At 59.8% G+C, this 15,272-nt stretch carries 16 protein-coding genes; 4 read left to right on the top strand and 12 right to left on the bottom strand.

Going from position 1 to position 15,272, the window contains the following annotated elements; genetic code table 11:
* Positions 1-113: 113 nt before the first annotated feature.
* The 3 genes from HB780_RS04595 to HB780_RS04585 form a co-directional block, all read right to left on the bottom strand.
* Positions 114-1,697 (bottom strand): ABC transporter substrate-binding protein, encoded by a 1,584-nt coding sequence (locus HB780_RS04595; protein WP_183688870.1) that lies wholly within the window; start codon positions 1,695-1,697, stop codon positions 114-116.
* Positions 1,698-1,882: 185 nt separating this feature from the next.
* Positions 1,883-3,067: a M20 metallopeptidase family protein gene (locus HB780_RS04590; RefSeq protein ID WP_183688869.1), complete on the bottom strand. Its 1,185-nt coding sequence runs from the start codon at positions 3,065-3,067 to the stop codon at positions 1,883-1,885.
* Positions 3,068-3,487: 420 nt separating this feature from the next.
* Positions 3,488-3,733 carry a hypothetical protein gene (locus HB780_RS04585; RefSeq protein WP_183688868.1) on the bottom strand — a complete coding sequence of 82 codons (246 nt, stop codon included), beginning with the start codon at positions 3,731-3,733 and terminating at the stop codon, positions 3,488-3,490.
* Between the two features lie 318 nt (positions 3,734-4,051).
* Between HB780_RS04585 and HB780_RS04580 the strand changes: the two genes are divergently transcribed.
* The gene (locus HB780_RS04580) at positions 4,052-4,354 is read left to right on the top strand and encodes an ArsR/SmtB family transcription factor (RefSeq protein WP_183689608.1); all 303 of its coding nucleotides are present in this window, start codon (positions 4,052-4,054) and stop codon (positions 4,352-4,354) included.
* 71 nt (positions 4,355-4,425) lie between these two features.
* Here HB780_RS04580 and HB780_RS04575 read toward each other — a convergent pair whose 3' ends face one another.
* From HB780_RS04575 to HB780_RS04560, 4 genes are all read right to left on the bottom strand, one after another.
* Positions 4,426-5,190: a DUF3313 domain-containing protein gene (locus tag HB780_RS04575; RefSeq protein ID WP_286202967.1), complete on the bottom strand. Its 765-nt coding sequence runs from the start codon at positions 5,188-5,190 to the stop codon at positions 4,426-4,428.
* Positions 5,191-5,400: 210 nt separating this feature from the next.
* Positions 5,401-6,783 carry an ATP-binding protein gene (locus tag HB780_RS04570; RefSeq protein ID WP_183688867.1) on the bottom strand — a complete coding sequence of 461 codons (1,383 nt, stop codon included), beginning with the start codon at positions 6,781-6,783 and terminating at the stop codon, positions 5,401-5,403.
* Positions 6,780-7,502 carry a response regulator gene (locus HB780_RS04565; protein WP_183689607.1) on the bottom strand — a complete coding sequence of 241 codons (723 nt, stop codon included), beginning with the start codon at positions 7,500-7,502 and terminating at the stop codon, positions 6,780-6,782. Before HB780_RS04565 ends, HB780_RS04570 begins: the two co-directional genes overlap by 4 nt.
* Positions 7,503-7,582: 80 nt before the next feature.
* A complete protein-coding gene (locus HB780_RS04560; protein WP_183688866.1) occupies positions 7,583-7,729 on the bottom strand; it encodes a hypothetical protein in 147 nt (48 codons plus the stop codon).
* A 134-nt stretch (positions 7,730-7,863) separates the two neighbouring features.
* On the opposite strand from HB780_RS04560, the gene HB780_RS04555 reads away from it, so the two are divergent.
* Positions 7,864-8,214 carry a GFA family protein gene (locus HB780_RS04555; RefSeq protein ID WP_183688865.1) on the top strand — a complete coding sequence of 117 codons (351 nt, stop codon included), beginning with the start codon at positions 7,864-7,866 and terminating at the stop codon, positions 8,212-8,214.
* Positions 8,215-8,247: 33 nt separating this feature from the next.
* Here HB780_RS04555 and HB780_RS04550 read toward each other — a convergent pair whose 3' ends face one another.
* From HB780_RS04550 to HB780_RS04530, 5 genes are read right to left on the bottom strand one after another with little or no spacing between them, the layout of a single operon-like run.
* Positions 8,248-8,985 carry an ABC transporter ATP-binding protein gene (locus HB780_RS04550; RefSeq protein WP_183688864.1) on the bottom strand — a complete coding sequence of 246 codons (738 nt, stop codon included), beginning with the start codon at positions 8,983-8,985 and terminating at the stop codon, positions 8,248-8,250.
* The gene (locus tag HB780_RS04545) at positions 8,982-9,827 is read right to left on the bottom strand and encodes an ABC transporter ATP-binding protein (protein WP_183688863.1); all 846 of its coding nucleotides are present in this window, start codon (positions 9,825-9,827) and stop codon (positions 8,982-8,984) included. Before HB780_RS04545 ends, HB780_RS04550 begins: the two co-directional genes overlap by 4 nt.
* Complete coding sequence (locus HB780_RS04540; protein WP_183688862.1) at positions 9,814-10,716, bottom strand: ABC transporter permease; 903 nt, start codon at positions 10,714-10,716, stop codon at positions 9,814-9,816. Before HB780_RS04540 ends, HB780_RS04545 begins: the two co-directional genes overlap by 14 nt.
* On the bottom strand, positions 10,713-11,741 hold the full coding sequence (locus tag HB780_RS04535; RefSeq protein WP_183688861.1) for an ABC transporter permease: 1,029 nt from the start codon (positions 11,739-11,741) through the stop codon (positions 10,713-10,715). Before HB780_RS04535 ends, HB780_RS04540 begins: the two co-directional genes overlap by 4 nt.
* Positions 11,742-11,761: 20 nt before the next feature.
* Positions 11,762-13,357: an ABC transporter substrate-binding protein gene (locus tag HB780_RS04530; RefSeq protein ID WP_183688860.1), complete on the bottom strand. Its 1,596-nt coding sequence runs from the start codon at positions 13,355-13,357 to the stop codon at positions 11,762-11,764.
* A 131-nt stretch (positions 13,358-13,488) separates the two neighbouring features.
* On the opposite strand from HB780_RS04530, the gene HB780_RS04525 reads away from it, so the two are divergent.
* Together HB780_RS04525 and HB780_RS04520 are read left to right on the top strand one after the other, a co-directional pair.
* On the top strand, positions 13,489-14,199 hold the full coding sequence (locus HB780_RS04525) for a FadR/GntR family transcriptional regulator (RefSeq protein WP_183688859.1): 711 nt from the start codon (positions 13,489-13,491) through the stop codon (positions 14,197-14,199).
* A 68-nt stretch (positions 14,200-14,267) separates the two neighbouring features.
* Positions 14,268-15,242 carry a mannonate dehydratase gene (locus HB780_RS04520; RefSeq protein ID WP_183688858.1) on the top strand — a complete coding sequence of 325 codons (975 nt, stop codon included), beginning with the start codon at positions 14,268-14,270 and terminating at the stop codon, positions 15,240-15,242.
* Positions 15,243-15,272 lie beyond the last annotated feature (30 nt).

The following is a 15,272-nucleotide window of genomic DNA, read 5'->3' as shown; positions in this document are numbered from 1 at the left end:
CATGGCCGCTATCGCGAATGACAGCCTAGCGCAACGGTTTAGCGGCCCTATCTGGAAAAAAGAGCCCCCGGATAACAATCCGGGGACCGATAGGCGTTCTGTTGCGAGATGTTTTAGGCCTTGAGCCAGGCACGCTCGGCGATGCGGTAGCCGCTGAGATCGCCGCCGCCCGGCACAGGAACATAGCCGCCGACCTTGTCGCTGGCAGCCGCCAGATTGTCGACGAAGAGCGGGATGATCTCGCCGCCTTCGTTCACCAGCTTGAGCTGCAGGTCATGATAGATCTGCTTGCGCTTGGTCTCGTCCAGCTCGACACGCGCCGCTGCCAGCAGCTTGTCGAAGGACTCGTCGCGCCAGGCGGTTTCGTTCCAAGGCGCGTCGGACTGGAGGATCAGCGACAGCATGGCGTCGGCCGTCGGGCGTACCGACCAGTTGGAGGCGACGAACGGCTTCTTCAGCCAGACCTCGTCCCAATATCCGTCGGAGGGCACGCGGTCGACATCGATGGTGATGCCGGCCTTGGCGGCGGACGCCTGATAGAGCTGTGCCGCGTCGACCGAGCCGGGGAAGCCGTTGTCGGAGGCGCTGATCTGGATACCGCTCGGCGAACCCGCCTTCTTGAAGTGGAAGGCCGCCTTCTCGGGGTCATAGGCGCGCTGCGGAATGTCCTTGGCGAAATAGGGGTTCCAGGAAGCGATTGGATTATCGTTGCCGATGGCGCCCGTACCAACGAGCAGGCTCTTCTGCAACTCCTCGCGGTCGATCGCATATTTCAGCGCCAGCCGCAGGTCGAGATTGTTGTAGGGAGCAGTGTCGACCCGCATCGGGAAGCAGTACATCGTGTTTTCCTGAGAGCGCAGGATCTGCACGCCCGGCCGTGCCGTGAGCCGGCTGACGGCACGCGGCTCGACGCGGTTGATGATGTGAACCTGTCCGCTCAGAAGCGCCGCCATGCGGGCCGTCGCATCGCTCATGGCGATAGTTTCGACGGAATCGACGAAGGCGCGGTCCGATGCCCAGTAATTCGGGTTGCGCTTGGTCAGCGCGCGAACGCCAGGCTGGAAGTCTTCGAGAATGAAGGCGCCGGTGCCGACACCCTTGTCGAAATCGCCGCCGTCGGGGCCGATGCCGAGGTGGTAGTCGACGAGAGCGGCCGGGAAATCGGCATTGCCGGAGTTCAGCGTGACGGTGACTTCATGCGTGTCGCTGGCGCTGATGTCGGTGACCGACAGAAGCTGGCCCTTGCCGCCGGAATTGCTCTTTTCGCCGCGGTGATGATTGAGCGAGTAGACAACGTCCTGCGCGGTCAGTTCCTTGCCATTATGGAACTGGATGCCCTTCTTCAGCTTGAAGACCCACTTGCTGCCATCGGGCGTTGCCGGTTCCCAGCTTTCGGCGAGCGCGCCGATCAGCTTACCGTCCGGGCCGAGTTCGACGACGGTGTTGAAGAGCTGGAAGCCGACCGTGTACATATAGGCTTCGGTATAGAAGGCAGGATCGAGCCTGTCCGAGCTCGAGGCCGTGTCCAGCCCGAGCACGAGATGCCCGCCCCGGACCGGCGTTTCCGCCTGCGCCGCAGCGCTGCCGGGAAGTAAAAGCCCGCCTGCCGAAAGCGTCGCCGACAAGGCGCCCGCGGTTTGCAGGAACCGGCGCCGTGTCGGCTGCAGGATGTTCGAAATCGTCTTTTCGCCCGGCATTAAAATCTGTCCCTCTTCATCTTGTCGCTTCCGGCTCCGCGTTGCAGCAGCCGCGTGGCACATTTCCTATGGTATCGGCTAACATCAAGCGCGCAATTTCCTCCTAAAAATCGATGATCCGGAAGAAACAAAATGCAAAACCGGCTTAGTGGCCGGTCCCGTGTCGCAAAAGGAAGCCCTCCCGGCTAAGCCAGGAGCTTTACGGCCGCCAGCGACAGCGCCACCACACCGTTTGCAATGCAGCGCTCATCGGGCTGATAATCGGAATTGTGGAGGCGATCATCGCGGCCTTCCTGGGACGCGCCGACCCCAAGCTGGAAAGCCGGGACCTTGGCACCAACCAGGGCGAAATCCTCCGCCCCGAGACCGGCCTCGCGTTCCACAATGACGTCGCCGTAATGCTCCCGGATCGCCGCCATGGTCGTCGTCAAAAGATGCTCGTCATTGATCAGCGACGGCACGCCGCGCACGTAGTTGATCTCGCAGCGAACGCGCATGGATGCTTCCAGCCCGTCGCAGATACGCCGGATGGCAGCTTCGATTGCATCGCGCGATTGCGCGTCCTGGCAGCGAACCGTTCCCATAAGGACAACGGAGTCCGGAATGATGTTGTGGGTGTTGCCGCCGTGGATGGAGCCTATCGTCAGCACGGCCGGACGCATCGGATCGACCTCGCGTGAAACGATCGCCTGCAACTGCGTAATGAGATGCGCTGTCGCAACGACTGGATCGACGGCCATATGCGGTCGCGCGGCATGGCCGGATTTGGCATGGATGGTGATGTCGAACTCGTCCGACGAGCCCGTCGATATGCCACCGACGAAACTGAAGGTCCCAAGCGGCTCGTCCGGGTGATTATGAAAGCCAAGCGCATAATCGACGCCATCCAGCACGCCGTCGACGATCATCGCCGCAGCACCACTCTCCTGGGTTTCCTCGGCCGGCTGGAACATCAGCTTGATGTTGCCGCTGAGCCGCGGCGCGATGTCCTTGAGAACCGCGCCGACGCCGATCAACGTCGCCGTATGCAGATCGTGGCCGCAAGCATGCATCTTGCCCTCAATCCGGCTGGCAAACGGCAGGCCGGTCTGCTCCTGGATCGGCAGCGCGTCCATGTCCGCGCGAATGAGAAGCGTTGGGCCGGGGCGCCCACCTTTGATGAAGCCGACCACGCCGGTGCGGCCGATGCCGGTCTGATGTTCGATCCCAAGGCTCGCGAGCTCGCGCGCGACCACGCCGCTTGTTCTGACGACATCGAAACCGGTCTCGGGATGGGCGTGGATATCACGGCGGACCTCGATCAAATGCTCCTCTTGCTGCGATGAAAGCTGCTGTACGAGCGCGTTGAGATCATTGACGTGCGAATTCATCTTGCTGGTATCCCGGAGAGCCTGTGGAGAAGAACGCTTTGCCTTCATTCGGTGCGGCAAGCGGCCTGACGGAAACTGAGTACTCAATGATTAGCGTTGAGCGGCTTGGAGAGCAACATTTCCAAGCCTTGGTCCGTCAATTCCCATCATCCGAGGAACCCGCAAGGTCAAGGCACCCGGATCTTCGCGCATTCCCCACTTTTTTCGCAGCGTTCACTCGCAAAAAGCGATCAGCACCGGCTCAAGAGTGTCGCACACCAGCAAAGCCGGGCCATCAATGCACTGACCCCCAAGGATGCTTGACGCCCCTCCTAATGAAGGCGCGGGCTCTCAGGACCTATTGGCGTAGGGATATCGGCCTCTCACGCGCGAATACGCGCGCCGTCAGTTTTTGGAAGCAGGCTTCGGCGAAAGCGATCATCAGCGGCCGCATAATTGATGTGGCCACCACGTCTCATTGCCGGCAGCGCTGGCCACGATCGCGTTCACGCCACCCGGCAAGCCGATCTCCGCCTTGCCGCGCAATGTCTTCACGCTATTAAGTCTATGCGCTGCATCTTGCAGCAGGTTCGTCATCCCGCTCAGGGATACCTGATCCGCGCGCATTACCTGCCGGATCAACGGATCGTTGAGAACATCGGCTATCGTCAATTCTTTATAGGTCATGGCTACCTCCTGTTCGCTAGAGACAGAGATAACCGGACTAGTTAGCGGCGTGATGTCAAAAGCCGGACCAAAACAAGGCAATCGGTTCGTTTTTGTTACAGTTTGTCGCGAGCGGCCGTCTTGGTGATACATCGATACATTCAGTCGACGGTTTAGCGTGCATCCTTCGTCGGAGCTGCTCAAGCTGACGAACCGCCCCGCAAGACGCAACATATCGCAACAAATCAGAACAAAACTTTGCAGCCGGTGCGTGTATCGTCGGAGAACAATGGACTTTCCACCAGCCCCTCCGATTCGTTATTAACAATCGATCATTTTATGTATTCAGATCACGCAACACGAGATCAACGCCTATCATGGCATGCAGATCTTCTCAGCCAGCTAGCCAACCCGAGCAGGCTACAAGTTTGCGTTTTCCTGTCGGACCACGAACAGGACGTAAACGGCCTCGCCAGAAAAATCGGCATATCTCAGCCGGCCTTGAGCCGGCATCTCGCACGTCTTCATCGATCGGGAATCATAAAATTTCGCAGCGAGGCGCAATTCAGATATTATTCTTGCGATCATCCGGACGTGCTTCGGCTTCTCAAGGTTTTGACGGAGATTTTTGACGCCGATTGAGATCACGCCACGCGCAGTTAAAGGCGCCCGGTCAATCTCGACAATGTCCGACATCGATTGAACGACAAGGGTCACCCGATATGTGTCGGGAAACGCAAAGCAATGCGTTCCCCGACACATATCGGTAGTGCGTTTGCCTGCATCAGGGCCAGCCGATGTGCTTTCCACTGCAGCTGTTCAAGAAGTGCGTTCGCGCCCTTCTCGATCCCGATCTTGGAGCCCTTCAAGCGGGAGAAGGTCGCACCAGCGTTCATTGCATTCGGATATTGCTTGGCCACATAGGCGGAGAGCAGGCGATTGCTCGGCGCATCGTAGATTTCGACGGCATAGTTCACCGAGCCCGCCATCGTCCCTTCGCGACCGCGAACGGCCTGAACGGCATTGATAGCGTTGCCACCAACATCAAGATGCGAGAAGGGTCCGAGGACCGGAGTGGTATCCTTGGCACCTGTCAGCGTCAGATGGAGCCGGAGCGTGCCGGGGCCGGGGCCGGGGCCGGGATTATTGACGACGGCAAAGCGCGTCCGCAGCTTTTGCGTGAATTGGTCCTGCATGTAGCTGGCAAGGACCGATTTGTCTTCGTCGGCGATCTTCACGAACTGGTTGTCCGGACCGTTATAGACAGTGACGGGATCGACGATGATCTTGTTGTACTGCCTCCAGTCGACATTGCCCTTGTACCGATAGGGTACGCGGCCGCCTTTATCGTCCGGATTCGGTTGAAGCTGCGGTGCCGAAGCCAGACCCGCGTAGACGGTGGGATCGGCAGTGGTGCATCCCGCGACGGTCGCGCACAGGGCGATCAGCGCGACACTGATGGTGGGTGTTCTCAGCAAAGATTTGGCTCCTGGAAAATATGGCAGAGTGTTGCCGGAGCCAGTTCTAGTGAAACGGTGTGTTGCGGTGTTTTCTTTAATATATGGAAATGTTCGCGAAGATGGTGGCGGGACTTAAAGGGTCTGTCACCGCCAGATGAAGAGCATAAAGAGCCGCAACGGCCAATCCGGACATTCGGTAGCCTTCGACGGCTCGCAAAGAGTGGAAGCTCAGCTTGCCGACGGAATCTTCTTCGGATCACCCGCAAGACGCCCCATCGCCTCGTGCTGGGTTGGCGGCAGAGCGATCTCGACGATCAGACCGTTGGGCTTGAGGTCTAGCAGCTTGAGCGTCCCGCCATGCCCTTTTCTGACGATACCCTCGGCGGTCGGAAGGCCAAGGCCGAAGCCGCCGCCCATGCCCGTCGTCCGGGCTTTGTCCGCTTTGAAGAAGGGTTCCAGAGCCCGTACTTTGAGCGCATCCGTCAAGCCGGGGCCATTATCGCTCACCCTGATCAAAACCCCGCCATTGCTGGCGCTTTGCAACTCGATCTCAATCTCGGTCGCATAGCGGGAGGCGTTCTCGACGACATTGGTAATTGCCCTGGTGATGGCTTGCGGCTTGCAAATGCAGGTCAGCCGGCGTGGGCCCCTGAAGCCCACCTCGATGCCGGTGTCCGAAAAGTCGGTCGCGATCGTCTGAAGCAGGCTTGAAATATCCACCTTCCGGGAAGGCACGCTATGAGAGGCGTCCGTGAGGAACGTCAGGCTCTCGTCGATCATCGAACCTAGGGTGGCGATATCGGCGAGCATCTGCCGTTGAAGCTCCGGCTGCTCGCAGCGCTCGGCGCGCATCCGCAAACGGGTCAGCGGCGTTCTCAGATCATGGCTGATGGAACTGAGCATGCGCGTGCGACTGTCGACCATCTCCAATATTCGGCTTCGCATTACGTTGAGCGAGGCGGCCAGGCTTCTGATTTCCGAGGCGCCGTCAGCCACAAACGGCTTTTCCAGGCTGTCATCCATGCTCGCGCGCTCGGCCGCCGCCGCGAACCGCACCACCGGCCGAGTAATGAGCCAGCTACTGAAATAGGCCATGAGCGCCAGTGGAATGACGATCTTCAAAATCCCGCTCGCCATGGCCGGGAAAAGCCACAGATAGTTGGGGAAGACAGGCAAGTGAAAAACAAGCGCACGATCGGCATCGACTTTGACGATCAGAATATTCCCCGCCGACCGATCGGCAAAGACGTTCTCAATTGCCTTGAAAACACCGATTTCGAGCACGGCTCTTACCCGCTCGACGATGTCATTCGACGCAGGATCAGCTTGATCTTGCGGTGGGATCTGATTTGCCGACATTTTGTCCGCTGAGATCCCGAGTGTTGCGGCAAATTTTAAAGCGGCCTCTTCCTCGACAGGCGAGTGCGCCTGTCGATACTGGTCCAACACCCTCTCGATTCGTCCCGCCAGCAGGCCGATCGCAACGCCCTTGTCGTGCCGACCATAGATAAAAGGCTCGGAAAGCGTCGCCACGACAGAAACGAGGATGATGAGCAGCGTCGCCAATACGAGTATCTGTATCCGTATGGAGGCGGTGCGAAGCCCCTTCACGGCAGGCGCTCCACCTTGGAGGCAAACAGATAGCCTCCCAGACGCACGGTCTTGATGAAGGTCGGATCCTTGAGATTGGGCTCGATCTTCTGCCGGACGCGGCTGATATGGGCGTCGATGCTGCGCTCGACCGGCCCTGCCGATCCGGCATGCGTCATGGACAGAAGCTGCTCGCGCGTCAGCACCTTGTTCGGATTGCTGCAAAACGCCCAAAGCAGGTCGAATTCCGCCGTCGTCATGGAAACCTCGGCGCCTTCGGCGTCGAAGAGCTGCCGACTTTTCGGATCGATGCGCCAGCCCGCGAACATCATCGGCGCGACGTCCTCTTCCGGCTGCTGGGAAAACGACGCTCGGCGCAGAATGCTCTTGATGCGGGCCATCAGTTCACGGGAGTTGAACGGCTTGGTAACATAATCGTCGGCCCCGAGCTCAAGGCCCAGGATGCGGTCGATATCTTCCCGCAACGCGGTCAGCATCAGAATCGGAATCGATCGGGACGAGCGCAGCCGCCGGCAGATGCTGAAGCCGTCCTCGCCCGGAAGCATTCCGTCCAGAACGATCAGATCAAACTTGTGGCGCGCCAGCAGGCGATCCATCTCGCCGCCGCTTGCCGCCGACGTCGCCTCGAAACCATTGCTCTTCACCAGTTCGACCAGCATATGCGCTATGTCGGTATCGTCTTCGACAATCAGAATGTGGGGTTGGTCGAACATTGCCATTTCGGAGGCCATTGCCTTCGTTTGAGTGCCCATCGCACGGTCTATCGCGCGCGAAATTATCTCACCTGGATACTGATATGTCACGCTGATGCTTCCGTAATCTGTACCGATCGAAAAGCCGTTGCCGCGAAGCGATAGAATTCGAGAGCAGCATTGAAGGTGGAGCCTGCGTCGATACCGGGCAGGCTGAGCAGGAGCCAGGTCCTGCCATCGGATTTTTGTGACACAGTCGTCTTCCAGAGATTGAGGCTCCCCTAGAATAACAAGCGCACCTGTAATGCTGTGTTCGATAATGTTGAGATATGTTGCGATGGGATTATAGAATATCCGCGCGATGATTAGAGAATGGGGAGGACAGAAAATGGCATTCCAGGGAAGTTGTCACTGTGGGAAGGTGGCGTTCACCGTCGACGCCGAACTGCCGAGCCAGGCGCTTAGCTGCAATTGCTCATATTGCCGGCGCAAGGGCATGTTGCTTGCCTTCTTTCCGACGGAGAAATTCACGCTGGACAACGGCGCGGATTCACTACGCAGCTACAAATTCAACACTCACCGGATCGATCATCAATTTTGTGCTGATTGCGGCACGCAGCCGTTCTCAATGGCCACCAACCCCGACGGCACACCCACGCGGGCTGTAAACCTGCGCTGCGTCCCGGCTCTCGACTTGGGCGCCCTGGAAATCCAGTACTATAACGGCGCCGACAAGTAGCTGGCCGATATGCCTGCTGCCTCCTAGGTCGCCTTACAGGAAGCTCGCCTCGAACAGCTCGCGCGTATAGGCGTCGTGCGCTATCCCTGCTCGCAGATCGGCCTTGGTCAGCTCGTCCACGAAGGTGCCGCCCTTCATGATCAGCACCCGGTCGCACATATGCGCGATGACAGCGAGATCGTGGCTGACGAGGACATAGGTCAGGGAGCGCTCGTCGCGCTGGTCGGCAAGGAGATTGAGGATTTCGGCCTGGATCGACACATCAAGCGCCGAAGTCGGTTCGTCGAGCAGCAGAATCGGCGGTGAGAGGATCAGCGCGCGAGCGATCGCCACGCGCTGACGCTGGCCGCCGGAAAGTTCGTGCGGATAGCGGTTGGCGAAGGCCGGCGGCAGGCCGACCTGGCGCAATGCCTTGTCCACCTTCGTCCAGATATCGTCATGCCCCATGGCCCGCAATGGCTCAGAGAGAGCGGTACCAATGCGATGCCGGGGATGCAGCGAGCCGTAGGGATCCTGAAACACCATCTGGGCATGTCGTAGCTCATCACGCGACCGGACTTTCCCGACAGGTTTTCCGGCGAGCTTTATTTCACCGGACCAGCCTTTTTCCATGCCGGAGAGGCAGCGCAGCACCGTCGACTTGCCGCACCCGGACTCGCCAACAATGCCGAGGGTCTCACCCTTGCCAACGTCGAAGCTCACCCGCCGGACGACATGGTTCTCCGTCTTGCCGGAGGTAAAGACGACGTCAAGATCACGCACGCTAATCATCGGTTGGTCTCCAGATCGAGCTTCGCCCTGTCGAGCACCGCGAGGCGCCGCACCGGCTTGTGCGGGTCCGGCAGTGCCGCCATAAGGCCGCGCGTATAGGGATGCTGCGCATCTTCCAGGCGTGTCAGAGTTTCGACGATCCGGCCGGAATACATGACGATGATGCGTTCGCAGAAGGCTGCGACCATGCGGATGTCATGGCTGATGAGCAGCAGTCCGGAATTGTTCTCACGGACAAGTTCGTCGAGCAGGGTGAGCACGTCCCTGCGGACGCTGACATCGAGCGCGGACGTCGGTTCGTCGGCGATTACCAGCTTCGGCTTTGCCAGGAGCATCATCGCGATCATGACGCGCTGGCCCATGCCGCCCGAGACCTGATGCGGGTAAAGCGCCATGACGCGCTCCGGATCACTGATGCGGACGCGTTCGAGCATGGCCCGCGCCGCATCCTTCGCCTTGCTGCCGCGCAATCCCATGTGCAGCCGCGCCGCCTCGGCGATCTGTTTGCCGACGGTCAGCACCGGATTGAGGGAATAGCGCGGGTCCTGCATGATCAGCGCAATATCCTTGCCGCGCAGGGCGCCCATCTGGCGCTCCGTCCTGTCAAGCAGGGAGACGCCGTCCAAATCCATGCGCTCGGCCGCAACGCTCGCGATCGGCGGCAGCAGGCGCATGATTGCGCGGCCCGTCGTCGATTTGCCGGAACCGGATTCGCCGACGATCCCGACGCGTTCGCGCCCGACATCGAAGCTGACATTGGAGACGGCCGCCAGGGAATTGCGTCCGAACCGGACGTTCAGCCCTTTGACCGAGAGGACGGGATGGAGATCACGATCTTGCATGGCGGGGATCCAGAATATCACGCAGGGTGTCACCGACGATGTTGAAGGCGAGGCTTGCCAGAAGGATCGCGACGCCGGGCATGACGGCGACCCACCAGAAATCGAGCATGTATTTGCGCCCGTTGGAAATCATCGCACCCCATTCCGGCGCGGGCGGCTGGGCACCGAGCCCGAGGAAGCCGAGCGACGCCGCCGTCAGGATGATGCCTGCCATGTTGAGCGTCAGGCGCACGATGACCGAGGGGATGCACATCGGCGCGATATAGAAGAACAGGATACGCAGCCGGGAGGCGCCATAGAGTCTAGCGGCGGCGACATAGTCGGTGTTCCTGACGACCAGCGCCTCGGCGCGCGCCAATCTTGCAATCGGCGGCCAAGCCGTCAGCGAGATGGCGATGATCGCAGTCGTGAGGCCAGCACCAAGCGCCGCGGCAAAGGCCAGCGCCAAGATCAGCGACGGAAAGGACAGTACGATATCGGTGGCGCGCATCAGGAGCGCGTCGATGCGACCGCCGAAGAAGCCAGCGACCACGCCGATCGCAAGGCCGATCGGCCCGACGATCACGGAAATCGATAGCACCGTCTGGATGGTGATGCGCGTGCCGAAGATCAGCCGGCTGAGGATATCGCGGCCGAATTCGTCTGTGCCGGCCGGATGCGCAAGGTTCGGCGGCTGCAAAGCGTTGGCGAGCACCTGCACGTTTGGATCATAGGGTGCCAGGAGCGGTGCGAAGATCGCGATCACGCATAAAAGGCCAAGGATGATGAAGCCCACAAGACCGAGCGGCTCGTGCGTCAGCTTGCCTCCGGCGCTTTTCAGCGACGTTGCCACACGGCTCATCAAATTTGGCGGACGGACAGTTACGTCCACATGGATCGCATCACTCATCGAGCGGCCTCCCTGGTGCGCGGATCGAAGACCGCATAGGCGATATCCGCTAGGAAATTCAGGAACATGAAGAAGAATCCAACAATGATGGTCGCGGCAAGGATGGCGTTCATGTCGCCGATCATCAGCGCATTGGTCATGTACTGGCCGATACCCGGCCACGAGAAGACGATTTCCGTGACCACCGCCCCCTCAAGGAGCCCACCATAGGAGATCGCGAGAATGGTGATCAGCTGCACAGCGATATTCGGCAGAACATGGCCGATGATTGTCCCAGCCGGGCTGACGCCCTTGGCGCGGGCCGCAATCACATAGTCCTGGCTGAGCTGCTCCAGGGTGAAGCTGCGGGTCATGCGGGTGATATAGGCGACCGCCGCATAGGCCAGGATGAAGGCCGGCAGGATGATGTGGCTGAGCGCGTTCCAGAAAATATCCGTCTCGCCCTGCAGGAGGCTGTCCACCAGCAACAGGCCGGTTCGCGGCGTCACGATGCCCTCATAATAAACGTCGACCCGGCCAGGGCCGCCGACCCAGTTCAAGCCCGCATAGAAAACGACAAGCCCGACGATCCCGAACCAGAAGACCGGAATGGAGTGACCGACGAGGGCGACGACACGAGCGATCTTGTCGATCAGCCGGTCCCGGAACAGCGCCGCGACCAGGCCGAGCGGCACGCCAACGAAGGTCGAGATAATGACGGCGAAGGTTGCAAGCTCGAATGTCGCGGGAAAGGCTTGCGCGAGATCCGCGGAGACCGGATTTCCCGTCAGGATCGCCGTGCCAAAATCGCCGTGGACGAAGCCCTTCAGGTAGATGAAGAATTGCTCGTAAAGGGGAAGATCCAGTCCAAGCCGCTGGCGCATCGCCGCATAGGCGGCGGGATCGGCCAGTTCGCCGACAATCGCCCCCACCGGATCGGCTGGCAGGACGCGACCGATCACGAAGGTGACACATAGGAGGATGAACAGGCTGACGATCAGATGCGCGATGCGGCGGCCGAATTCGGCTACGGATAGTTCCTTCATGTTCGGCTGCTTTCGATTGCTTATTCGGCCTCAGCCTTGGTCACATTTTCAAGACGGGTCATCTGGTTGGGATGGCCGAGATAGCCTTTGACCCTGCCGGAGAGAACGAGCGGCTCGAACCGCTCGAAGAGCGGCAGCAGAGCCGGCTTCAGGTCGACGAACATCTGCTGCATCTGCGCATAGAGTTCCGCGCGCTTCTTGGCATCGGGCTCAACGGAGGTTTTCTGAGCCAGTGCCGTGAGCCCCGGGATGTCCCAAGCCGAGCGCCAGGCGAAATTACCGGCATTGTTGGCCTCGAGCCTGTTGTCCGGATTATTGGCAAAATCATCCATGGAGCCGAGAACGTTCGGCATCAGCGCGCTCGTCTGCGGCAGCAACAGGTCGAAGTTGCGCGAGCGGTGGGCGGCAATGATTTCGGAACCATTGCCCTGCTGGATTTCGACCTTGATGCCGATCTGGCCGAGCGATGCCTGAATGGCGGTCGCCAGATCGATGCGCGGCGTCTGCGAGATCGTCTTCAGCGTCAGCGAAAAGCCGTCCTTGAAACCCGCTTCGGCGAGCAATTGCTTCGCCTTCTCGACATCGAGGTGCCAATCCGGGTTCGGTAGTGCGTATTCGAAGTTTTCCGGAACGGGAATGTTTCTAGCCCGCCCGTAAGGCCCCATGATAGTCTTTTCGATGCCCTTGTAGTCAATGCCATAGGCAATGGCTTCGCGAACCTTCGGGTTGGCGAGATACTGATTGCCGGCATTCATCGCCAACACATAGAAGCCGCCCGTCGGCACGCGCTGGATGACGAAATTGCTCTTGGTCTCGAAGGTTTCGAGGTCGGATTTCGAGAGCGCATTGCCGATATCGATATCGCCTCGGTCCAGCATCAACCGTTCGACCTGGCTTTCCGGCACATGGCGGATGATGACACGGCGCATCTTCGGCGCTCCGCCGACATAGGCCTTGTTGGCATCCAGGAGGACGATCTCGTTCGGGGTCCACTTGTTCAACGTAAATGGTCCGGAACCGGCCGAATGAGTGCGCAGCCAGGCGTTTCCGGAATCACCGTCTACAATATGCTTCTGCACCTCGACGCTATCGACGATGCTCGAAACGCCCAGCGCCAGCCGATAGAGGAGCCCTTCGGTCGTCACCTTGTCCGTCAGATCGATGCGCACCGTCTTTGGGTCGACCACATGGATTTGATCGGCGATCGTCTCGGTGGAATAGCCGATACGCTTGAAGTAGGAGGAGCCGGACTGATTGAGCTTCAGCAGCCGGGTGAGCGAGAAGACGACATCGTTGGCGGTGACCGGATTGCCGGATACGAAGGAGGCATCGCGCAATTTAAGGGTCAGCGACTTGCCGTCATCCGTCCAGCCTTCCGCCAGCTGCGGCACGATCTTGCCGTCCGCCGTCGTCGCGACAAGGCGATCGTAGAGGTTGGCGAGGATTTCGAGCGCCTTGGGCTCGGTCGCCTGCTGCGGATCGAGGGAAAGCACCTGCGCGAGCGACGTTCCGATCACCAATTGATCTTTAGGCGTGGCAGCCTGAAGCTGCGGCGCCGTCAGCGTCAGCATGCCGATTGCAGCGCCAATAAACATAGCCTTCGAAAAGTGCTTCATTATACCTCCTCCCTCGATTAGTATAGAATACGTATGATGTCGTCCGTATGTCGTATGATGATTTAACGAAGATCGACAGGGTTTGCAAGACCGCACGGACGGCCTGATGCAAATGAACCGGGGGAACAAGAATGACGATACTCAGCCGGGGCCGGCAAAGGCTGGCACAACAGGTCATCGATCAGCTGCGCGATCAGATCGAGACCGGCAAGCTTCGCACGGGCGATCAACTGCCGACCGAGCCGCAGCTCGAGGCGACATTCGGCGTCAGCCGCACAGTCGTGCGCGAGGCGATCGCCGATCTTCGCGCCGCCGGCCTCGTCAAGCCGATCCAGGGCAAGGGCGTGTTTGTCGCAGATCTCGCTGAACGCCCCGGATTATCGCTGACCCCGGTCGAAATCAAGAGCATCCCGGAAACCCTGGAATTGCTGGAGTTTCGCATGGCCGCCGAAGGCGAAGCGGCCGCAATCGCCGCCTATCGCCGCACCGCCGAGCAGGAGGCAGCGATTCGCACCGCCAACCGGAAAATGGCCACTCTGATCGAATTGGGCCAGCCGACCGTGGAGGCGGATTACGAATTCCATATGGCAATCGCAGCGGCCACGAACAACCGGTTCTACGTCGACGTTCTCAGGCATTTCGGCGCGCGAACCATTCCGCGCAGGCAGTTCCCAAACCTGCCGGAGGCCAATGATCCCGCCTATCTCGCCAAGGTCCACGCCGAGCACGGCGAGATCCTGGCGGCGATCGCCGAACAGGATCCGGAACGCGCGCGACAGGCAATGCGGGCGCATATGCTCGCGAGCCAAAGACGCTATCGGATGCTTGCCGAACAGCAATAGCTCTCGACACCCCATGAAATTCATATTATGTCATATGACATCTATCAATCTCATGGGAGAGACGCTCGGTGTATGTAGGAACACAGGTCGGCGCGCGGGACGATGATGACTACCGCATTTTCGCGCAATTGGGGCTGAAGCACATTTGTGCTGACCCGCCCGGAAAGCCCGAGAGCTGGACGCTCTCCGATCTGGAACGTCTCCGCGACAAGGTCGAAAGCTATGGGCTCATCCTGGATATGATCCAGCTACCCCTGCCTTCCAACCCGATCGAGCAGGCCTCCTATCCCGACATCCTTCTGGCAGGTCCTAATCGCGACCGGCAGATCGACGCTGTCTGCAAGCTGATCGAGGATGTTGCCACCGCCGGCATCCCTGCTGCGAAATACAATCTCAACCTAATCGGTATCCCCCGCACACCGGAGGAACTGGGACGCGGCGGCTCGCACAATGCCAGCTTTCGCTGGGACAAGGCCGATCATCAGGCAGCGCCCGGCCTTGCCGGTGTCCTATCGGAAGACGAGAACTGGGAGCGGATCGACTATTTCCTTGAGCGCGTCGTTCCCGTCGCAGAAAGCAATCGCGTCCGCCTCGCCTGCCATCCGCATGACCCTTATACGCCGCCGGGTTACCGCGGCGTGACGCGTGTCCTCGGCACGGTGGAAGGCCTGAAGAAATTCGTGCTGATGCGCGAAAGCCCCTATCACGGCCTGAACTTCTGCCAAGGCTCGATCGGCGAGATGCTCGACAATCCGCGCGAAGAGATCGACGACATCATCCGCTGGTTCGGAACGCGCGGCAAGATCTTCAACGTCCACTTCCGCAATATCCGTGGCGGCAAGCTGTCCTTCATGGAGACCTTCCCGGACGAGGGCGACATGGACATGGTCCGCTCCACCCGGATCTACAAGGAGGTCGGCTATCAATACATGCTGATGCCCGATCACGTACCGACGATCAGCGGCCGCGACCCGACCGGCGTCGCCTTCGCCTACTGCTACGGCTACATCGCCGCCCTCGTTCAGTCGCTTCAAAACGCCTGAGAACCATTGCCATACCAATCGATAACAGGA

This window comes from Rhizobium lusitanum (assembly GCF_014189535.1).
Lineage (GTDB): Bacteria > Pseudomonadota > Alphaproteobacteria > Rhizobiales > Rhizobiaceae > Rhizobium > Rhizobium lusitanum_C.
Note: the sequence above shows the minus strand (reverse complement) of the source record. Positions and strands in the feature narration are given on the sequence as shown.